At 75.8% G+C, this 20040-nt stretch carries 17 protein-coding genes; 9 read left to right on the top strand and 8 right to left on the bottom strand.

The genetic code is table 11. From position 1 onward, the window contains the following. Positions 1 to 76: 76 nt before the first annotated feature. A complete protein-coding gene (locus tag FB380_RS15490; protein WP_166755821.1) occupies positions 77 to 265 on the top strand; it encodes a hypothetical protein in 189 nt (62 codons plus the stop codon). Here the strand turns inward: FB380_RS15490 and FB380_RS15485 are convergent. Continuing rightward, on the bottom strand, positions 258 to 1445 hold the full coding sequence (locus tag FB380_RS15485; protein ID WP_166755820.1) for a S8 family peptidase: 1188 nt from the start codon (positions 1443 to 1445) through the stop codon (positions 258 to 260). The two genes, FB380_RS15490 and FB380_RS15485, sit on opposite strands and share 8 nt — an antisense overlap. A gap of 140 nt (positions 1446 to 1585) precedes the next feature. Here FB380_RS15485 and FB380_RS15480 point away from each other — a divergent pair, with 140 nt between their 5' ends. Then, a complete protein-coding gene (locus tag FB380_RS15480; RefSeq protein ID WP_166755819.1) occupies positions 1586 to 4321 on the top strand; it encodes a CHAT domain-containing protein in 2736 nt (911 codons plus the stop codon). Between the two features lie 13 nt (positions 4322 to 4334). Here the strand turns inward: FB380_RS15480 and FB380_RS15475 are convergent, their stop codons facing one another. Further along, entirely contained in the window at positions 4335 to 4811 is a 477-nt protein-coding gene (locus FB380_RS15475; RefSeq protein ID WP_166755818.1) for a hypothetical protein, read from the bottom strand. Continuing rightward, the gene (locus tag FB380_RS15470; protein WP_166755817.1) at positions 4780 to 5418 is read right to left on the bottom strand and encodes an RNA polymerase sigma factor; all 639 of its coding nucleotides are present in this window, start codon (positions 5416 to 5418) and stop codon (positions 4780 to 4782) included. Before FB380_RS15470 ends, FB380_RS15475 begins: the two co-directional genes overlap by 32 nt. Positions 5419 to 5619: 201 nt before the next feature. Here FB380_RS15470 and FB380_RS15465 point away from each other — a divergent pair, with 201 nt between their 5' ends. The 6 genes from FB380_RS15465 (at position 5620) to FB380_RS15440 (ending at position 11835) form a co-directional block, all read left to right on the top strand. Next, positions 5620 to 6189 (top strand): DoxX family membrane protein, encoded by a 570-nt coding sequence (locus FB380_RS15465; RefSeq protein WP_166755816.1) that lies wholly within the window; start codon positions 5620 to 5622, stop codon positions 6187 to 6189. A gap of 103 nt (positions 6190 to 6292) precedes the next feature. Beyond that, complete coding sequence (locus tag FB380_RS15460; protein WP_166755815.1) at positions 6293 to 6928, top strand: LysE family translocator; 636 nt, start codon at positions 6293 to 6295, stop codon at positions 6926 to 6928. Positions 6929 to 7099: 171 nt separating this feature from the next. Then, positions 7100 to 8608, top strand: coding sequence for an esterase/lipase family protein (locus tag FB380_RS15455; RefSeq protein WP_166755814.1), 1509 nt, complete (start codon positions 7100 to 7102; stop codon positions 8606 to 8608). A gap of 111 nt (positions 8609 to 8719) precedes the next feature. Next, the gene (locus FB380_RS15450; protein ID WP_166755813.1) at positions 8720 to 9214 is read left to right on the top strand and encodes a LysM peptidoglycan-binding domain-containing protein; all 495 of its coding nucleotides are present in this window, start codon (positions 8720 to 8722) and stop codon (positions 9212 to 9214) included. 32 nt (positions 9215 to 9246) lie between these two features. Continuing rightward, a complete protein-coding gene (locus FB380_RS15445; protein ID WP_166755812.1) occupies positions 9247 to 10833 on the top strand; it encodes a hypothetical protein in 1587 nt (528 codons plus the stop codon). A 3-nt stretch (positions 10834 to 10836) separates the two neighbouring features. After that, positions 10837 to 11835: a hypothetical protein gene (locus FB380_RS15440; protein ID WP_166755811.1), complete on the top strand. Its 999-nt coding sequence runs from the start codon at positions 10837 to 10839 to the stop codon at positions 11833 to 11835. Here the strand turns inward: FB380_RS15440 and FB380_RS15435 are convergent. The 5 genes from FB380_RS15435 to FB380_RS15415 form a co-directional block, all read right to left on the bottom strand. After that, positions 11789 to 12931 (bottom strand): NAD(P)/FAD-dependent oxidoreductase, encoded by a 1143-nt coding sequence (locus tag FB380_RS15435; RefSeq protein ID WP_166755810.1) that lies wholly within the window; start codon positions 12929 to 12931, stop codon positions 11789 to 11791. The two genes, FB380_RS15440 and FB380_RS15435, sit on opposite strands and share 47 nt — an antisense overlap. Continuing rightward, positions 12913 to 15171, bottom strand: coding sequence for a hypothetical protein (locus tag FB380_RS15430; RefSeq protein ID WP_166755809.1), 2259 nt, complete (start codon positions 15169 to 15171; stop codon positions 12913 to 12915). The genes FB380_RS15435 and FB380_RS15430 overlap by 19 nt, the downstream gene beginning before the upstream one ends. Before the next feature lie 13 nt (positions 15172 to 15184). Then, positions 15185 to 16756, bottom strand: coding sequence for a peroxidase family protein (locus tag FB380_RS15425; RefSeq protein WP_166755808.1), 1572 nt, complete (start codon positions 16754 to 16756; stop codon positions 15185 to 15187). Positions 16757 to 16883: 127 nt separating this feature from the next. Then, positions 16884 to 17618, bottom strand: a complete 735-nt coding sequence (locus tag FB380_RS15420) for an AfsR/SARP family transcriptional regulator (RefSeq protein ID WP_166755807.1) — start codon at positions 17616 to 17618, stop codon at positions 16884 to 16886. A gap of 296 nt (positions 17619 to 17914) precedes the next feature. After that, positions 17915 to 19042: an RNA polymerase sigma factor gene (locus FB380_RS15415; protein WP_229681907.1), complete on the bottom strand. Its 1128-nt coding sequence runs from the start codon at positions 19040 to 19042 to the stop codon at positions 17915 to 17917. 315 nt (positions 19043 to 19357) lie between these two features. Between FB380_RS15415 and FB380_RS15410 the strand changes: the two genes are divergently transcribed. Beyond that, a complete protein-coding gene (locus tag FB380_RS15410) occupies positions 19358 to 19855 on the top strand; it encodes a hypothetical protein (protein ID WP_166755806.1) in 498 nt (165 codons plus the stop codon). The last annotated feature ends 185 nt before the right edge of the window (positions 19856 to 20040 follow it).

Here is a 20040-nt window from a genome sequence, read left to right as displayed (position 1 = left end):
ACGATGACCTGGGCAGACCGGTCCGCCGTGCCGGGGTGGGGCGGTATCTGCCCGCCGCAACGGCGCTCCTGACGACATGGACATCCGGCTGAGCACCACGATGGACGACCTCGACAGGCTGGCGCACCAGGAGAAGCTGGCGCTGCTGCACAGCCTCGCCGAGCTCGTCTGGGACATCGAGGACGAGCTGGCACGGGCGAGGGCCGTGCGGGCGGAGCTGATGACGAGCGTGCAGGAGGACCTGCGCCACGCCGGCGTCAGGTGATCCGTGGTACCCCGTCGTCGCCGCGGTGGCACTCCAGCAGCCCCCGCAGCGCGGTGGCCGCGTCGATGCGGCCGGGCACCGTCGCGGCGGCGACCTCACCGGTGAGCCTGGCCGCGGCGAACGAGGTGCCGCTCCAGGACGCCAGGCCGTGGAAGTCCTCCGGCCCGTCGGGGAGCTCGACCGGGCCGGTGACGTAGGTGCTGACGACGTCCTCCCCGGTCGCGAGCACATCGACCCACGGCCACCCGGAGGGTTCCGGGCTCCACGGTGGGACCCCACCTGCTCCGTCGATCGCCCCCACGGCGACGACCCGGGGCAGCGCGGCCGGCCAGAGCGGACGACGCCGGTCCCTCATCTGTGCGGCGTGGTTGCCGGCGGCAGCGATGACCACCAGGTCGGGGTCGAGCCGCTCGAGGGCGGCCTGCAGCACCAGCGGCGGCTTGTCGTCCCCGGTGAAGCAGCCGAGCGACAGGTTGAGCACGTGCACCCCGAGCCGCTCGAAGCGGACCAGTGCCTTCGCCACGTCCCAACTGTCGGCCAGACCGTCGTCGTCGAGCAGACGCCGCACCTCGACGTGCGCTCCCGGCGCCGCCTGCAGGATCGTGCCGACCACGAAGCCGGCGTGGCCGGTCTGGTAAGGCACGGCAGCCGAGCCGCCGGTCCAGAGGGCGGCCGGCGGCGCGTGGTACGAGCCTTCCAGCCACAGGTGCGGGTGCAGGCGCGTGTCGCCGACCGCGACACGGACCTCGGTACCGGGGTCGCCCTCCCGGGGGGCCAGCTGCCGGTCCGTCACCGCGGTCGGCGGGCCCTCGTCCCCGACGCCGATCGTGTGGTTGCCGCCCACCTCGTCGACGGCGCGGTTCTTGCCCATCGTGGGGGTCCACCCGCCGTAGCGGGCCCGGAACTCCGTGTACAGCTGCTCGAGGAGCTGGGACAGCCACGCCCCGTCGTCGGCCTGCTGGGCCGTCGCCCGCCCGGTGGCCCAGGCCTCCAACGGAGCCCGGTGCAGCGTCACCCGGGCCAGCCCCAGGTCCTCGCTGCGCTCCACCTCGGCGGCCGGGTCGCCGCCCCCCAGCTCCGCCGCCAGCTCCGCCAGCACGAGCCGGAGGTGGGGCAGCGCCACCACGACCTGGTCGTCCTGGAACCGGGCCTCACCGAACTCGCGCGCGGGCGTCAGCATCTCGTCCCCCTCCGCAGCCGGTCGCGGCAGATATGGGATAGCGCACCCGCGGGCGTGAGGGGAAGACTCCCGGCACGAGCCGATCGAGCGCGCGGCGAGTCCGCCGCGACACACCGGGCGCACCCCGGGAAGGGGCCGGCATGGGCGCAGCGGAGGACCGCCGGGAGGCAACGGCGGCGCTGTCCCTGGTGCAGGTGGACCCCCGCCGCGCCGGGCAGCTCGCCGCGGCGCTGCTCGACCGCGCCCGGGCCCGGGGAGACCACGCGACCGCCGCGGTCGCCGGCCGCGCCGCCGGTCTGGCCGCGCTGCACACCGCCGACCTGGACACCGCCGCCCAGCACCTGCGCGGGTCGGTGCGCAGCGCTCGGCTGGCCGGGTCCCCGCAGCTGGCCGGGGAGGCCCGGATGAGCCTGGCCGCGGTCCTCCTGCGTCGGGGCGAGGGCCGGGCGGGCCTGCGGACGCTGGACGGCGCGCTGACCGAGCTCAGCGGGGTCGAGCACGCCCGCGCCCTGGCCCAGCGCGGGTCGCTGCACCAGCAGCTGGGCCGGCTCGACGCCGCCCTGGCCGACTACCGGCTCGCGCTGCCCGCACTGCGCCGTGCGGGCGACTGGGTCTGGGTCCAGCGGGTGCACGGCAACGTCGCGGTGCTGGACGTCTACCGATCCCAGCTCACCGCCGCGGCGGCGGAGCTCCGGGAGGCCGAGCAGGTGTGCCTGCGGCACGGCCTCGACCTCGACCTGGCGTTCGTCTGCGACAACCTCGGCTTCCTGCACCTCCGGCGGGGCGACGTCCCGGCGGCCCTGCACTGGCAGGCCGAGGCGGAGCGGCGGCTGGGGCACCTGGGGGCACCGGTCGGGACCGTCCTGGTCGACCGCTGCGAGCTGCTGCTGTCCCTGCGCCTGGTGACCGAGGCCAAGGAGCACGCCACCCGGGCGATCGAGGAGTTCCGCCGGCTGCACCGGGAGATCTCCGTCCCGGAGGCGCAGCTGCTGCTCGCCGAGGCCAGCCTGCTCGACCGGGACCTGGCCGGCGCGGAGTCGGCGGCGCGGGCGGCCCTGCACGCCTTCACCCGCCAGCGCCGGCCGGAGCGGGCGGCGCTGGCCCGGTACGTCGTGCAGCGGTGCCGGCTGGCGCGCGCCGGCGGGCAGGTCTCGGTGGCCGAGCTGGCGCGCACGGCGGCCCGGCTGGACGACGCCGGCTGGACCGCCCAGGCGCAGGACGCCCGGATCAGCGCAGCGAGGCTGGCGCTGGCCCGGGGCCGGGTCGGCCGGGCGGAGGAGCTGCTGCGCACCGTCGCGCCGGGGCACCGCCGGGGCCCCGTCGAGCTGCGGGCGCGCGCGTGGCACGCCCGGGCACTGCTGGAGCTGGCGGCGGGCCGACGGGCCCCGGCGCTGGCGGCGCTGCGCACCGGCGTCCGGCTGGTGGAGGAGCACCAGGCCACGCTCGGGGCCGCGGACCTGCGCACGTCGGCGTCGGTCCACCGCACCGAGCTCGTCGACCTGGGTCTGCACGAGGCGCTGGCCGGCGGGCGCCCGCGGCAGGTGCTGGCCTGGGCGGAACGGGGCCGGGCCACCGCGCTGCTGATGCGCCCGGTCCGGCCACCCGAGGACCCGGACCTGGCCCAGCTGCTGGCCGAGCTCCGGGCCACCGCGCACGCCGTCCAGGAGCACCGGGGTGACCCGCGGGTGCTCGACGGCCTGACCCGCCGGCAGGGGGCGCTGGAACGGGCGGTCCGGGACCACGTCCGCGCGGCGGGCGGGGGGACGCGGACCCAGCACCGGCCGGGGCCGGACCGGCTCGCGGCCGCGCTGGGCGAGGCCGCGCTGGTCGAGTTCGTCGAGCACCGCGGTCAGCTCGCCGCCGTCACCCTGGCCGACGGGCGGGCCCGGCTGACCCGGCTCGGCAGCACCGACGCGGTCCGCGAGCTCAGCCAGCACGTCCCGCACGCGCTCCGGCGGCTCAGCCGGCACAGCGGGACGGCGCTGCGCGAGGCCCGGGACGCCGCGGCGCTGACCGTGCTGCGGGAGACCGCCGGAGAACTGGACGAACGCCTGCTCCGGGCACTGCCCGCCCAGGTCGCCGGACGACCGCTGGTGGTGGTGCCCACGCCGTCCCTGCAGTCGGTGAACTGGCCGAGCCTGCCGTCCTGCGCTGGGCGGGCCGTCACGGTGTCCCCCTCGGCCGCCCTCTGGTACCGGGCCGCGACCGCGCCGCCCCGGCACGGCGGCGTCCTGGTGGCGGCCGGGCCCGGGCTCCCCGCCGCCCCGGCGGAGGCGGCCGCGGTGGCCGAGCTGCACCCGACGGCGACCCTGCTGGTCGGCCCGGGCGCCACGGTGGCGTCGGTGCGGGCGGGGATCGGCCGCAGCGCGGTCGCGCACGTCGCCGCGCACGGCCACCTCCGGGCCGACAACCCGCTGTTCTCCTCGCTGCAGCTCAGCGACGGCCCGCTGACGGTGTACGACCTGGACTCCCTCGCCGAGGTCCCCCGCCTGGTGGTGCTCGCCGCCTGTGACGGGGGGTCGTCGGCGGTGTGCGCCGGGGCGGAGCTGCTCGGGCTGGCCGCGGGGTTCCTCACCCTCGGGACCAGCGCGTTGATCGCCCCGATCGGACCGGTGTGCGACGGCGCGGTGGCCGACCTGATGGTCGAGCTGCACGGCCACCTGCGGGACGGGCTGCTGCCGGCCGCGGCCCTGGCGCGGGTGCAGCAGGACGCCGCCGGCGGGTCACCGGGGACCCTGGCCGCCGCCGCGGGGCTGCTGTGCCTGGGTGCGGGCACGTCCCCCAGCTCGCTGCCGCGGGCCGTGTCCGGTGGTCCTGCTGCCGGCGGCGACGGCACACCCCGTGCCGGGGTCACCCCGGTCGCCGCCGGCGCGTGACGGGAGGCTGCCGCTACAACGGCAGCCACTCGGTGGTCACGCCGGCCCCTGGCGTCCGGCAGGTCAGCCGGAACGGCCCGCGGTCGGGCAGGGGCAGGCGGAAGCAGCCCCGTGGATCGGCGTCCACCTCGACGACGACGCCTCCACCAGCCGTCAGCACCACCGAGCCGGGCTGCGGCGGGATGAGCTGGCCGACGATCTCCCCGGGCCCCTCCCCCTCGACCTCGAGTTCGACCTCGACGGACAGGTCGGTGCCCTCGAACACGAGGGTGCGGGGGCCGGCCGGTGCGGCGTCCCGGACCAGGACGCCGTCCTGCGAGGAGTCGTGCGTGAGGACCAGCAGCTCCAGCTCCCGGTCGACGTCCCGCCAGGCGAAGGCCCCGCGCGCGGCGTCCACCGTGGCCTGCGGCGCCGGTCCCGGGCCGGTCAGCGCCGCCCGGAGCTCGGCGAGGAGCTCGTCATCGTCGTCGTGCCACGACGCGTGGTTCATCTCGTCCACCTCCTGGGTGGTCAGCTGGGTCGTCCTGGAGGAACGCGCGCAGCGCTCCGGTGGCGCGCAGCCGGGCGAGGCAGCGGGCCCGGGTGGGCCCGATGCTGCCGACCGGCATGCCGAGCCGCTCGCTGATCTCCCGGTAGCTGACCGGCGGGTCCGCGACGAGCAGCAGGAGCAGTTCCCGCTGCGCGGCGGGCAGCTCGGCCAGGCCGTCCCGCAGGGCCTGCTGGCGCTCGGCCCGCAGCAGCTCGGCGTCGACGTCGACCCGCTCGCCGGCGTCGTGCGGTTCCGGCAGCGGGTCGAGGGCGACGGCCCGCCGCGTCGAGCCGATCACCCGGAGGCTCTCGTGCTTCGCCGTCGTCATGATCCACTTCGGCAGGGCGCGGGGTTCGCGGATGCTCGCCAGGTGCTCCACCAGCCGGAGCCAGACCGTCTGGCCGACGTCCTCGGCGTCCCGGTCGGGAAGCCGGTACGCGCGGGTGACCGAGCGGACCAGCGGCAGGTAGCGGTCGACCAGGCCGTTCCACCCGGCCTGCTCCCCGCGTGCGGCGGCCGCCACGAGCGCGGCCACGTCGGTGTCGGTGTCGGCGTCCGTGCCACCCACCTCCTCGGATCGAGGCACGCACTGCGCGGGACGGGCCGAGCACCCCGTCCACACGGGTCAAGAGGCGGCTGCACCGCCGAAGATACCGATCAGCGCGGGCCCGTGGACGGTCCGGACCACCGGGTATCAGTGTCGGCCCGGTGCCCTCTTCCCGGCTGCCGACGCCCTCCGGCGCCGTCCCGACCGGACGAGGAGACGACCATGCACCCCACGCAGGCACCACCGGCTGAGCGCACCCACTGGTCCCCGCCCGACGCGGCCGCGACCGCACCGGCCGCCACCCCGGCCCGGCTGGTCCCCCGGGCCGTCGGGCAGGCCGACGCCGTCCTGGGCGGCGTCGCCGACGCCTGCCGGCGCCGCGGGCCGATGGCGCTGCGGTGGTCCCTGGCGGTGGTCTTCGTGTGGTTCGGCGGGCTCAAGCTCGCCGGGGCCACGCCCGTGGAGGGGCTCATCGCCGCGACCCTGCCGTTCGTGAGCCCGGCGGTCAGCGTGCCGGCCCTCGGTCTGGGCGAGGTCGCGCTCGGCGTCGCCGTGGCACTCGGCCTCGCCCCCCGGCTCACGCTGCTCGCGCTCGCCGCCCACCTGACGGGCACCTTCCTGGCGTTCGCCATGGCACCGGAGCTGATGGTCACCGACGGCAACCCGCTGCTGCTGACCGCCGACGGGGAGTTCGTGCTCAAGAACGTCGTGCTGATCAGCGCCGCGCTCGTGCTGGTCGGCCGGTACGCCGACGGCGCCCGCCCGGGCGGGCGGGCCGTCCCGCGCGCCTGACCCGCACCCACCAGGGCGGACCCCGGCCGGGCCCGGGTCCGCCCTCCCGTGTCCCGCCGCGGCGGGAGTCCACCGGCCCGCCACCGTGGGAGGAGCTGACACCGTGGCCGAGAGCAGCCTGCTCGTCTTCCTCCTGCTGACCGTCGCGCTGACGCTGTCCCCGGGGCCGGACGACGTCCTGGTGCTGCGCACCGCGGTGCGGGACGGCCGCCGGTCCGGCACCGCGACCGCCGTGGGCGCGGCGACCGGCTCGCTCGTCTGGGGCGGCGCCACCGCGCTCGGCCTCGCCGCGCTGGTCGCCCGGTCGCCCGGGGCCTACGACGTGCTGCGCCTGGCGGGCGCGGCCTACCTGGTCGGCCTCGGCCTGACCGCCCTGCTCCGGCTCCCCCGCCGGGACGGCGCGCGGTGCACCGGTGCCGGGCCGGGCACGGCTCGCCGGTCGGGGCTCCGGTGGGCGTTCGCGACGGGGCTGGTCAGCGACCTGTTGAACCCGCGGATCGGCCTGTTCTACCTCGCGGTGCTGCCCCAGTTCGTCCCCGCCGGCCGATCGGTGCTGCCGTACTCGCTGCTGCTGTGCGCGATCGACGTCGCCGTCGCCCTCGGCTGGCTGGTCCTGCTCGCCCGGCTGGCGGACGCGGGCGTGACCTGGCTGCGCCGTCCGGTCGTCGACCGCTGGCTGGACCGGCTGCTCAGCGTCTCCCTGGTCGGCCTCGGCGCCGGTGTGGCGCTGGGCCTCTAGTCCGCACGGCACCGGCGGCGGCCGGCCACGTGGTGGGCGGCAGCGTCGACGTCCCACCAGGGTCCCGCCGGACGTGACGCACCGGTGACGGCGGGGACCGAGCATGGCGGCAGCCGTGCCGACCGTCCCGCGTGCTCCGCGCGGCGGCGCCCGGCTGACCGGAGGTGCGCGGTGCCCGGGACCCTGCCGATCATCTACGTCCGCGGCTTCGCCGGGGAGACCTCCGGCATCGACAAGGCCGTCGACGACCCGCTCTACGGGTTCAACCTCGGTTCCACGCACGTGCGGATCGGCGGCGCCGGGGACCCGGTGTTCTACCAGTTCGAGGGGCCGCTGCTGAGGCTGCTCGGCGAGATGGGCTACCGGCTGCACGTCGACGGCGGGCAGGAGGCCTTCCTGCAGAGCCAGCCGGACGGGTCGCTGGCCCCGGCGTCCCTGTGGGTCCACCGCTTCTACGACCGGTCCGCCACGACCTGGGCGGCGCCGCGCCCGCAGCCGTTCTCCATCGAGGAGGCGGCCGAGGACCTGCTCCGGCTGGTGGAGCAGGTGCTGGCCAAGACCGGGGCGCCGCGGGTGCACCTGGTCGCCCACTCGATGGGCGGGCTGATCTGCCGCTCGATGGTCCAGCGGGTGGTCCCCGACCGCCGGACCGGCGTCCGGGCCCGGGACCTGGTGGACCGGCTGTTCACCTACGGCACCCCGCACGGCGGGATCGAGTTCGAGGTCGGTTTCGGGCTGCTCGAGGCGCTGCGGGACGAGTTCGGCATCGGCGGCGGCGACATCTTCGGCCGGGAACGGATGTACGAGTACCTCACGCCCACCGACCGCCGGCAGGCCCGGGTGCCCGACGACTGGGACCCGCGGGACAACCCCGACGAGGACAACTTCCCGGCCGAGCGCATCTTCTGCCTGATCGGCACCAACGCGGGCGACTACGCCGCGGCGCACGGGCTCTCCGCCCGCGTCGTCGGCGTGAAGAGCGACGGCCTGGTGCAGGTGGCCAACGCGCTGGTGACCGGGGCCAACTCCGCGCACGTCCACCGCAGCCACAGCGGCCGGTTCGGGCTGGTGAACTCCGAGGAGGGCTACCAGAACCTGGTGCGCTTCCTGTTCGGGGACGTGCGGGTGACCGCCGACCTGGTGGGCCTGCGCCTGCCCTGCGACGAGGAGCTGACCTGGCAGGCGGAGGCCTGGGTCTCGGTGCGCGGCCTCCCGGTGCTGCTGCACGCCCAGAAGGCCGCGCACCACTGCCCGATCCTCATCGAGCTGCCCGCGCCCGACGACCCCGCGGACCGCCCGGTACCGCTGATCACCACCTACCTGTGGAGCCGCGCCGCCCGCAGCACGCCCCGCATGCGGTACACGATCTCGCTGCGGCTGCTGTCGCTGCGGGAGGACCACCGCATCTTCTCCTGGGCCGACCACACCGAGGGCAGCCTCGACTTCGAGGACCACCTCGTCGTCGACGTCGAGCAGCGGCCCGACGGCGGCCTGGCCGCCTGGGCCGAGTGGGGCTCCCGGATCACCGTCCCGCTGCGGGCCTACCAGGCGGCCGGGGACCCGCTGACCGACCTGGACCCGGCCGCCGACTCGTGGCGCGCCGAGGTGCCGCTGCCCACGGGCGGGGCGTTCCTCGGCCCCCGGGCGGCCGTGGTGCTCACCGTGCGACCCGCCGGATGACGTCCGGGTGACGACCCGGTGACGCAGCCGCCGGACCCTGGTGGCGACGACGAGGACCCAAGTGGCGACGCCGAAGACGAGGTGGCGACGCCGAGGACGAGGAGGTGGACGGTGGTCCGTCTGATCGAGGTGCGGCAACCCCGGGAGCACGACGTGGTGGCCGCCCGGTTCGCCCTGGCCGGCTTCGGCTCCGGCTTCGAGGCGACCGTCTCCTGGCGGCTGCTCGGCGCCGGCGGCGCGCCGCTGGGCGAGGGGCTGGTGCCCGGCGTCGGCTCGATGGGCGTCGTGGACGACTTCGCCCTCGAGGTCGAGCTGCCGGCCGGGGTGGACGCCCGGGGCGAGCACGCGCTGCTCCAGGTCTTCGGTGACGACGCGTCCGGGGAGAACCCGCCGGGCACCGACCTGAACCAGGTGAGGGTCACCCTCTTCACCGGCATGCAGGGCTGGCGGCTGTACGAGGTCGTGCCCGGTGACACCCTCTCGGCGATCGCCCGGGACGAGGGCCAGGGCACCTCCGTCGCCGACGTGTTCGAGGCCAACCGGGACACCCTGATGGACCCGGACCTCATCTTCCCCGGGCAGGTCCTCCGGGTCCCCCTGTTCTGACCACCGGTCGGCGGCCACCTGGAGGCAGCGCCATGGGCTCCCCCGCTCCCCCTGACACCAGCTGCGCCGCCTTCCGGCGACTGCCGCCCGGGTCGCTGCGGCCCGGCGCCGTGCACCGCTTCGTCGTCGGCGAGGACGACGCCGTCCGCGTGCTCACCCCCGAGGAGGCCGCCGGCGAGCTGGCGGACCCCTTCTCGACCCTGCTGCTGCTGCGCGGCGTCTTCCCGCGGACGGCCGGCGAGGTCCTCGACGAGCTGGACCGGGCCACCCCGGCGGATGACCCGCTGCGGCAGGGCTTCTTCTTCCTGGTCGGTGAGGGCAGCCAGATCCCGATGAGCGAGGCGACCGCCTCGGTCGAGCGCCGGTTGCGCTTCCTGGCCACCCGCGGCGCCGGGCCCGACGGGGCGGAGGTCCTCGTCAGTGCCTTCCACCCGGACGAGGGCGACGTCGAGCTGATGGCCTGGGACCAGCGGACCGGCGGCTTCAACTACTTCCAGACCGTGGGGTCGACGTCGGCCTGGGTGTTCGCGGGCAACTCCCGGCACGCGCTGCGCCCGCCCACCCAGGGCAAGGGCCCGTTCGAGAGCCATCTCAGCGGCAACTTCGTGATGAAGGAGCTGCGCTTCCCGTGGCTGCACTGGCACTCGCAGGCGGCCAACATCCTGCCGTCGGTGCTGCCCCGTGACCCGCCGCTGGTCGACCACCCCTGGGTCACCGGCCGGGACCCCCGCGGTGCGCTCACCTGCGAGGTGGCGGTCGCCAAGCCCGGCATCCTGCGGTGGACCCGGACCCGGTTCCAGCAGCTGCTCGCCGACGGCGGCGTGGTCGAGGACCCCGGCCGGGTCATGGTGCAGGTGCTCGGCACCCCGAGCGTCAACGTCATCAGCAGCCACACCGAGGGGCGGGCCGCCGTCGCCGCCGGTGTCGTCGACCTGCCGCAGACCTTCTTCGTCGACTCCGAGGGGCTGACCGAGGTGCTGGGGCTGCGGGAACCGCCGCCGTTCGCCGTCTCCGGCGAGGTCTACGCGGCCAACCTGACCGCCACCCGGATGCGGGTGACCGACGGGCGGGGCTTCGAGCGCGCCGGCGACACGCACTTCGCCTTCGCCGTCCCGGAGCGGGCCTTCGAGGACCGGGCCGTGCTGGAGCAGGCCCTCGCCACCGGCCTGCTGACCCGCCGGCTGGCCGCCTGCCTGCTGATGACCGACTTCCCCAACCCGGTCTTCTCGGCCCGCCGGGAGGCCCTGCTCGCGCACGTGCCGGCGCGGGCGGTCGTGACCGACGGGGGAAGCAGCTTCTCCCAGGAGATGGGCGACGCGGTCGCCGCCGCCGCGGCGGACACCCCGGCGGGCAGCCCGGAGCGGGAGTTCGCGGCGCGGTGGGCGGTCGGCGAGGACTTCCAGGCGTCCTTCGACGCCGAACTGCAGGACTACTACCGGGCGGTGACGGCGCGGCTGGCCACCCAGGACGGCTACGACGACGTCGTCCGGCTGGCCGAGTCGCGGCGGGAGCGGGTGCGGGCGATGCCGATCGCCGAGACGCCGCTGCTGTTCGTCCGGACCGACGTCCCGCCCGGGAACCGGACGATGCGGGCCGACGCGACCATCGTGGAGGGCTGAGCGGTGCCCGTGCTGGACAGGTTCGACACCCCGGCCCGGCTGCCCGAACCCGACGACGCGGGCCGGGCCGCGTGGAGCGCCCGCGTCGCGGACCTGGTGGCCCCGCTGGCCGCCCGGTTCGAGCAGTTCTTCGACCCGACCGCCACCGACGTGCCGGCTGACGCCCAGGCCCCCGCGATCGTGTGGAACGCGTTCCCGGCGACCCTGCTGCAGTCGGCGACCTCTCAGGAGCAGCGCTGGCGGGCCGCCGACGCGAGCCGGGACCGCCAGGACGAGTACTGCGAGTGGAGCGTGGAGCGCGACGGCGCGGGCACGATCACCCGGGTCACCTTCACCACCGAGGTCCCCGAGTACTTCGAGCACCTGGCCGCGCAGGACCCCGACCGGCTGCTCGCGCTGTACCGGGAGCTCGTCGGCCCGCACGTGGAGCTGGACCAGCTGATCGTGGGTGGCCAGTACCGCCGGGACAACGTCCACAACCGCTCGACCGAGGGCCGGCCGGCGCACCTGGTCCAGCGGAACAACACCCTCGGCGCGGCGCTCGTGCTCGCGGCCGAGGCGACCGTGCTGCGGCACGACGCGGCGGGTGACCCGGTCACCACCGCCCAGGCCCTCGTCCGGTGCGGCGGCCTCGGCGAGCCGCTGCGCAACAGCGACCCGCAGATCGCCGCGGCGACCAACGACGCGGCGGCCACCGGCGCCGAGGTGTCGCTGCAGGACCCGATGGGCCTCTACCTCGACGGCCTGCTGGTCGCCGGCATGCGCACCCCCGACGGGGAGGACCCGGCCACCTTCTGGACGATCGAGCGGGGCGACGCCGAGCACGCGGTGCGGGCCCGCTACGCCGTCCCGCCGGAGCGGGGCTACGCGGTCGGTGACATCACCCTCGACGGGCGGCCGATCCGGTTCGGCGCCCAGCTGGCCGACCGGGTCGGTGTCCGGCTCACCGCCCTGGTCAGGCCGGCCGGGCACCGTCCGGTCCGGCTGCCCTGCGTGGCCTGACCGCAGGCCCCGGGGCGCGGCCACCGGGCCCGGGGGCGCCCGACGACCCGTCCGGGACGAGGGCCCAGCCCGGGAACAGGCCGTAGCGCTCGTCGAGCCGGGCGACGTCCGCGCGGAACCAGTCGGCCAGCCACCGCCGGTGCCCCGCGACCGCCGCCTGTGCCGGCAGCAGCCCACGGGCGGCGTCCGCGACCGCCCGCCCGGCCACGGCACCGCTGACCAGCGCGCGCAGCACGCCCGAGCCGGAGCAGGGGTCGAGCACCCAGGCGGCGTCGCCGGCCACGAGCAGCCCGGGGACCGCCGGCACGGCGGCGCAGCGCCAGGTCACGGTGGCCGCGTGCACCCCGGTCACCGGCCGGAGGTGATCGAGGTGCGGCGGCGGCGTCGGCAGCGGCCCGCCCCCGCCGACGTCCAGGCGCACCCAGGCGTGCAGGTCCGGGCGCACCGGTGCGGTCCAGGTCCAGCCGGTCCGGCCCGCCCGCAGGTGCGGCACCGCCCGCTCCGGCCAGCTCCCGCGGAGGTACCCCCAGCCGGCGACGAGCGGCCGGCTGACCCGCTGGACCGGGCAGCCCAGGGCTCGGGCCGCCCAGTGCCGGCCACCGCTGGCGTCGACCACCCAGCCGGCGCCGAGCCGTCCCCGGCTGGTGTGCACCCCGTCGACCCGCCCGGCCGGGGTCATCGTCGGCCGGAGGGCGCGGCAGTCCCGCTGCACGACGACCCCGACCCGGGCCGCCCGGGCGAGGAGGAGCTCGGCCAGCTCCCGCCGCGGCGCCTGGTACCCGGTCCACGGCACCCCGGGCGACCCGCCGTACGCCGCGAAGCTCGCCGGTCCGCCCCACTCGACCCAGTGGCCGGGGTGCCGCAGCCACCCGCTGGCCGCCACCTCCCGGTCGACCCCGAGCTGGCGGAGCACCCCCTCCGCGCCCGGGTGCAGGGTCTCCCCCGGCCGGTCCCGGGTGACCGCTGCGCTCTCGACCAGGACCACCGACAGCCCGGCGACCGCCGCCGTGACCGCGGCCGCGGTCCCGGCCGGGCCGCCGCCCACGACGACCAGGTCGACCGGCTCGGGCCCTCCGGTCAGCCGCTGCTCCCCCACTCCCCCGCCCCCTCCCGGGTGAGCACGAGGACCGGGTCGACGAGCAGGTCGACGCGGCGACGCACCTCGACGTGCACCCGGTCGACCTCGGTGGGGTGCGGCCGCACGGCGCCGGGGAGGACGACGACCAGCCGGTACAGCGGCGCGGTGAGCTGCACACCGGCCGCCCCCGCGGCTGACACCGCCTCCTCGTCGGCCGGGTCCAGGGCGCGGAACGACGACACCGACCACCGCGCCTTGGCCCGGGTGACGGTGCGGGGGTCCTGCGTGGTGTCGACGCCGAGTGCCTCGTAGGCGCGGGCCATGGCCAGCACCCGCGACCGGTACTCGTCCTCGCGGACGGCGCCGGTGAGGGCGAGCGTCATGGCGCCGCGCAGCGAGCTGGCCACGTAGTCGGCGTGGTCCAGGCTCGGGTGGTCGACCATGTCTGCACCGTCCACCCGGACGAGGCGCGGCCCGCGCACCCCGTCCCACGGCAGGTCCCCGACCACCCCGATCTCCTCGTCGGTCAGCGGGGCCACGGTCGGCCAGTCCGGCATCGGCGCGAAGGTGCGCGCGGCGTCCGGTGCGACCGCGGGCCAGAACGCGCTCAGCGCCGCGCACAGCTTCGCGTCCTCGGGGAAGGGGCTGCCCAGGCCGTAGGCAGCCAGGTGCACGGGCCCATCGACCCGGCCGTCGACGCTGACGTCCCAGCCCGGGGCGAAGACACCGGCGGCGTCGTCGGGCAGGTGGGAGTGGCGCTCGGTGTGGGCTCCCACCACCCGGGTGCGCTGTCCCGGGGGGAACTGCGGCAGGCAGACCAGCGCGGTGACCGTGTCGTCGTCGGGCCGGAAGCCGCTGCCCGTCAGGGTCAGGTTGGCCGGGAACCGCTCGTCGGACAGCGGGTCGGGCGGGACCCGCCAGATCGTCGTCCGCAGCCGGCTGGGCACGCGGCTGGCGACCCACTCGGTCAACTCTCGCTGGTCGGTGCTGGGGAAGAAGTCCGGTGCGGCCACCAGGGAGTAGGCGCTGCGCCCGCGGGGCAGGTCGGTCGCCAGCTCGGGGACGACGGCGGCGACCCAGCCGTCCCCGGTGAAGTCGAGGTGGTGGCGGGCCCGGTAGCCCCCGGCGGCCACCGCGGCGGCCACGTCGGGGCGGGCGTTCAGGTCGGTCTCCGTCCCGTCGTCGGCGACCGCCGTGCGCACGTGCACGTACTCCGGGCCGTGCCGCCACAGCCCCTCGGCCGGGATGTTGAGGCTGGAGGACAGCGGGGCGTTCGGCGGCACCCGGAAGGTCAGCGGCCGGCCCTGGTGCTCGGCCGGCTCGACCAGCCGGGGGTGCGGCACCGGGACGACGGTCCCGGGTGCGAGCTCGGGGTCGGCGGCGAGCTCGGCGATGCCGTCGGAGAACCGGAAGGGCGGCCCGTCGATGTCTGGGCGGCCCCAGGAGGCGTCCGGCCCCAGCGCCAGGTGGACCCGGCGGAGCTTCTCGTTGGTGTGCGTGACCGCCAGCCGGACCGACAGGGTGCGCCCGCGGAGGCACTCGTCACCGGGGAACAGCTTGTGCAGCGGCACCCAGAACCGCCGGGCCGCGTCCCCGGGGCCCGAGCCGTCCGCCGGCCGGAACCGCATCGGGACCGCCGACGCCTCGTCCCCGGGCGTCAGCACGGCGAGGTAGGGCGCGTAGCGGGCGGGCAGCACCCGCAGTCCGTGCGGGTCGCCGGCCACGGTGGGCACGAAACCCCGCAGCCGGCCGTCCCAGCGCGGCGGTGCCGTCCCGACCCGGCAGACCCCGGTGCGGGAGAAGACCAGGTCGGCGTGCCGCTGGTGCGGCGTCTGCCCGGACGGCCGGTACTCGGTGGCGAAGACGACGACGGCCACGTTCCCCGGGCCGGCCTCCGCGACCAGCTCGGCCAGCGACGGTGGCCGCACGCCGAACACCTGGTCCTCCACCGCGGCCAGCTCGGCCGGCGTCGCGAACCCCGTGAGCTCCCGGCCGTCCGGACGCCGGGTGACGTTCGGCGAGGCGAGCGCGTGGAAGAGCAGGCTGCGCGCCGGTGACCGGGCCTCCAGCCCGCGTCGCCCCTCCGCCGAGAAGTCCTCGAACCCGGGCAGCTCCCGGTCGATCCCGGGCAGCGGGCGGGCCAGCTCGGCGGCCAGGTCCACCGCGCCGATGTCCAGGCCGTGGGCCGCCAGCAGGTCTGCCCAGCCGTGCGGGGCCAGCCGGTCGCAGACGGCCCGGACGCCGTCGAGCAGGGCCACCGTCCCGCCCGCCTCAGGGCTGCTGGGCGAAGCGGATCAGCTGCGGCATGTCGAACGAGCCGTCGTCCCGGGCCAGGGGCGGCTGCGGCCGCCAGGCCGGCTCGACGTTCAGGTAGGACAGCGGGTCGTGCGCCAGCAGCCCGAGGAGCACCTCGGCGACGATCCGGCCGCCCACCGGCCCCAGCGCCCGGCCGTCCTCCAGCAGCTCGGCCTCCTTGAGCACGTAGAACCACAGCGGCGGGTGCATCGCCAGTTCCGCGTCGAGGTCGTCGATGCCCAGCTCGCTCGCGGTCAGCGGGGTGATGCCCATCGCCCGGGCGACCGTGGTGCCGGCCGGCAGCCCGAGCCGCAGCCCGCGCTGCAGGTTGCGCTCGGCCAGCGAGTGCGGCGGGTCGGCCGCGACCGACGCCGGCAGCGAGGCGAGCGGCCCGGCCAGCGACGTGTCGATCGCCAGGCTCGGCTGCGCCTCCACCTCGGAGCCGGGCATGTCGAACAGCAGGTCCCACTCCACCCCCCACTGCGGCGGGAGGCGGCGGAAGCCGTTGAGGTTGGACAGCTCGTCCGGTGGCAGCTCGGGTCCGAAGACCGGGATCGGCCCCTGGTCGCCGCGGGCGCGCTTCACGAACTGGTTGATGTCGTAGCGGCCGCGGATCATCGAGTGCCCGAAGCGGTAGGCCGCGACCGAGAACTCGACCGGGATGAAGGCGTGCTGCCGCGGCTCGTAGAACCGGAAGTGCGGCCGGGGCACCGTCACCTGCTCCCCCCGCGTGCCGACGACGAGGGTCTCCGGGCGCAGGACGTCGTCCACCACCGCCTGCCCGACGATGCGCCGCAGGAAGTCGTGCACCACGACCCACTGGTAGTGCCAGCGCACCAGCCGCTGGGTCTCCTTGAACGCGTTGTCCCCGGTCAGCGGTGTCGTCGCGGCCACCAGTTCGGCCACCTGGTTGTGGAACCGCAGCATCGTGCAGTGCAGCTGGGAGACCAGGGTGTTCTCGTCGTTGCGCGGGTCCCCGATCAGTGCGCGACCGAAGAAGACCTCCTCCTCACCCCGCCGGCGCGGCTCGTTGCGGGGCAGGTCCGGCCCGGCGCCACTCGGCTCGTCGGGCACCACGCCGACGTCCTCCCCCAGCTTGAACCGCGTGAGCCCGCCGGAGTCGTCGTACAGGTAGGGCTGGTCGGCCGGGCCGCGGCCATAGAGCGAGTCGAGGTCGAAGCGGGGTGTCCGGAAGTTGTGCAACGCGTCGGGGTCGTTCTGCCGCTGCAGGCTGGAGACCGGGTCGAACGTGATGTCGTGGTCGATGAACTGGCCGAGGTAGGTGTAGCCGGAGGGGATGTCCGGGTTCTCGGCCGGTCGCCCGCCGGGGTTCATCCGGGCCGCGAGCGCGGTCAGCGCCTGCGGCTGGTGCTCGAACACCGGCAGGTGGCGGAACATCCGCCCGAACGGCCCGCTGGTGTGCGAGGAGGAGGGCAGCACGTCGACCCCGCGCAGCGGGCGGGCGTGGTGCGTGGGCTCCGTGGGCGTGGTGATCGACGGGAAGATCGTGTCGGGTCGTTCCACGTCGTCGGCGTCGCGGGTGGCCATGACGTCCCCCTCCGGTGGCTGGCTGACGGGTGTCCGTCGCACAGCATCGGCCGGGACCGCCACCTCCCCGTCACCGCGGCGTGATCGCCGCGTCACCCCGTCGTCCGGGCCGCGCGGCCCGGCGGGCTCAGACCGCCGGGGTCCGCACCCGCCGCAGGGCGCCGACCAACTGGTCCATCTGCGGGGTCGGCGCGACGCCGAGCTCGGCGTCGAGCAGCAGCCGGAAGGAGTGGTAGGCGCGCATCGCCTCGGCCACGTTGCCCTCCGCGAGGTGCACCCGGACGACGACGCGGTGCGCGCTCTCCCGCAGCGGCTCGGCCTGGGCGGCGGCGTACGCCGCCTGCGACGCCTCGCCGAAGCGGCCCGCGCTGATCAGCCGGTCGGCCAGTGCCTCCAGGGCGTGGATCCGCAGCTGGCGCAGTCGCTCGCGTTCCAGCAGCACCCAGTCGTCGTACCAGCCCGGCAGCAGCTCGCCCCGGAGCCCGATGTCCGGCACCGCGGCGACGCCGTCCACCGGGACCCGCCGGTCGAGCACCCCCCGCGCCCACTCGGTCAGCTCCCGGACGTCGACGCGGACGCCCGCCGCGAGGCAGAGGACCCCGCCGGACGCCACGACCAGACCCGGGGCGACCTTGTGCAGGCGCCACAGCGCCGAGCGCAGGCTGCCCAGCGCGTGCTCCTCCGGGACGTCGGGCCACAGCTGTCCGGCGACGGCGGTCCGCGCCGACCGACCGGCCAGGCCGAGCCGGGCCACCACCCGCTGGACCCCGTGCGGGAGCTCACCGAGGGCGGAGTCCGGTCCTCCCCGGTACAGGGCGAACCCGTCGAGCAGTGCCACGTGCAGGGGCGGGGAGGCGTCCACGGGTCACTCTCCTCGGCACCTCTCGGAGCTGCGGGAGGGACGTGCGCTGAGATGCCGCAGGACAGGGATCGTCGAGACGTCACCCGTCGCTGTCAATCGACCCGGTCCCGTGACCTGGCGACCCGTCGAGCCAGTCACGCACCGCAGTCGGCAACTCACCCGGGTGTCCACCCGCACGCGCACCAGACACGCCTGCGGCCGGTGACCCTCAGGTCACCGGCCGCAGGCGTGTCTGTCTGGCCCCCTCCAGAGGCTCGTCCCGAGCGTACGAGGGATGAGGAGGAGGGGGTGCTTCCTCAGTCCAGGTAGTCGCGCAGGACCTGGGAGCGGCTGGGGTGGCGCAGCTTGGACATCGTCTTGGACTCGATCTGCCGGATCCGCTCCCGGGTGACCCCGTAGACCTGGCCGATCTCGTCCAGCGTGCGCGGCTGGCCGTCGGTCAGCCCGAACCGCAGCCGGACGACGCCGGCCTCCCTCTCCGACAGCGTCTGCAGCACGCTGGTCAGCTGGTCCTGCATCAGCGTGAAGCTCACCGCGTCCACGGCCACCACGGCCTCGGAGTCCTCGATGAAGTCACCGAGCTGGCTGTCGCCCTCGTCACCGATGGTCTGGTCCAGGCTGATCGGCTCCCGCGCGTACTGCTGGATCTCCACCACCTTCTCCGGGGTGATGTCCATCTCCTTGGCCAGCTCCTCCGGGGTGGGCTCACGGCCCAGCTCCTGGAGCATCTCCCGCTGCATCCGGCCGAGCTTGTTGATGACCTCGACCATGTGCACCGGGATGCGGATGGTGCGGGCCTGGTCGGCCATCGCGCGGGTGATCGCCTGCCGGATCCACCAGGTGGCGTACGTGGAGAACTTGAAGCCCTTGGTGTAGTCGAACTTCTCCACCGCGCGGATCAGCCCCAGGTTGCCCTCCTGGATCAGGTCCAGGAACGCCATGCCGCGGCCGGTGTAGCGCTTGGCCAGGGAGACCACCAGGCGGAGGTTGGCCTCCAGCAGGTGGTCCTTGGCCCGCTCGCCGTCCCGCACGATCCAGGTCAGGTCGCGACGCAGCTGGGTGGCGAGCTTCCCGCCGCCCTCCATGGCCTCGTGCAGCTTGTGCCCGGCGTAGAGGCCTGCCTCGATCCGGCGGGCGAGGTCGACCTCCTCCTCGGCGGTCAGCAGCTTCACCCGGCCGATGAGCTTCAGGTAGGCGCGGACCGAGTCGGTCGACGCGGTGAGCTCGGCGTCCTTGCGGGCCTGCCGGAGGGCGAGGGTGTCCTCCTCGTCGTCCCACTCGGACGCGGCCGCGGCGGCGCCGCCGTCGGTGTCCTCGGGGACGTCCTCCTCGGCGGGCGCGGCCGTGGTGATCACGTCGGCAGCCGTCATGGGGGGCGGGACCTCGGCGGGGGCGGCCGGGTCCTTGATGTCAGCAATGCTCATGTTCGCCTTTCCTGACGATGCCAGTCGGCATCGCACACCGGGGACGGGTGGCGGAGAGGCCGCGGGGGGAGGTGCTGGGCTGGCACCGGCACCTGTCAGCGACCCGGACGACTGCCTGGTGGAGCAGCCGCCGCCCGGGCCGCCAACGGATCAACGCCATGGTAGGCGTCGGTCCGGCCGGAGCAACCCTCGCCCGAGGGAGGAGCCTCCCTGACCCGTGTGCTCTCCCCCGCGGCACGCCCGCCGGTTTGGCCTCGCGGCCCCGATGGGAAGGGGTGACGGAGCCGTCCGCATGCGTCCTCGAGGAGTCCTGCCATGTCGTCGTCCCGCGGCAAGCCGATCGCCCGCACGTCCCTGTTCGGGCTCACCACGGCCCTCCTGCTCGGCCTGTCCGGCTGCGGCGAGGAGGAGCTCGCGGTCGGCGAGACCGACGTCCCCGACATCCGGGGTGAGGACGACTTCACCGACCCCTACACCGGCGAGTACGACGAGCAGTTCCGGGAGGACGTCGACGTCTACGCCGGCACGGAGGTGACCGTGACCGCCCAGGTCGACGACGTGCTGGGCCCCAACTCCTTCACCATCGTCGGCCCCGACGACACCTCGGTCGAACCGCTCCTGGTCCTGGTCGCCGACGAGGTGCCCGACCTCGAGGCCGGCCTGCCGGTCACGGTGGCCGCCACCGCCGCCCAGGAGTTCGACGTCGCCGAGGTCGAGACCCAGCTGGGGGTCGACCTGGAGGACGAGCAGTACGAGGAGTGGGAGGACCAGCCCTTCCTGCTGGCCACGATCGTCGAGGCGTCGGCGGAGTAGCCCGACAGCTCCGTCCCCAGGACGACCACCGCCCCGACGACGCCGCCCCCGGCGACCACGAGAGCCCGCGCCGGGGGCGGCCAGCCGACCCGCGACGAGCGCCCCGACCGCCACGGCCGGCGCGGTGCGCCGCAGGCGAGCGCCGTCCACCCGGCCTGCAGGCCGAGGTCGAGGACGGCGTCGGG

Origin of the sequence: Modestobacter marinus (assembly GCF_011758655.1) — a bacterium.
GTDB classification, from domain to species: Bacteria; Actinomycetota; Actinomycetes; order Mycobacteriales; family Geodermatophilaceae; genus Modestobacter; species Modestobacter marinus.
Note: the sequence above shows the minus strand (reverse complement) of the source record. Positions and strands in the feature narration are given on the sequence as shown.

Excerpts from the sequence above, each read along its gene's own strand:
- FB380_RS15490 (WP_166755821.1), top strand. The coding sequence starts at position 77 with ATGGACATCCGGCTGAGCACCACGATGGACGACCTCGACAGGCTGGCG.
- FB380_RS15485 (WP_166755820.1), bottom strand. The coding sequence starts at position 1,445 with ATGCTGACGCCCGCGCGCGAGTTCGGTGAGGCCCGGTTCCAGGACGAC.
- FB380_RS15480 (WP_166755819.1), top strand. The coding sequence starts at position 1,586 with ATGGGCGCAGCGGAGGACCGCCGGGAGGCAACGGCGGCGCTGTCCCTG.
- FB380_RS15475 (WP_166755818.1), bottom strand. The coding sequence starts at position 4,811 with ATGAACCACGCGTCGTGGCACGACGACGATGACGAGCTCCTCGCCGAG.
- FB380_RS15465 (WP_166755816.1), top strand. The coding sequence starts at position 5,620 with ATGCACCCCACGCAGGCACCACCGGCTGAGCGCACCCACTGGTCCCCG.
- FB380_RS15445 (WP_166755812.1), top strand. The coding sequence starts at position 9,247 with ATGGGCTCCCCCGCTCCCCCTGACACCAGCTGCGCCGCCTTCCGGCGA.
- FB380_RS15425 (WP_166755808.1), bottom strand. The coding sequence starts at position 16,756 with ATGGCCACCCGCGACGCCGACGACGTGGAACGACCCGACACGATCTTC.
- FB380_RS15415 (WP_229681907.1), bottom strand. The coding sequence starts at position 19,042 with ATGAGCATTGCTGACATCAAGGACCCGGCCGCCCCCGCCGAGGTCCCG.
- FB380_RS15410 (WP_166755806.1), top strand. The coding sequence starts at position 19,358 with ATGTCGTCGTCCCGCGGCAAGCCGATCGCCCGCACGTCCCTGTTCGGG.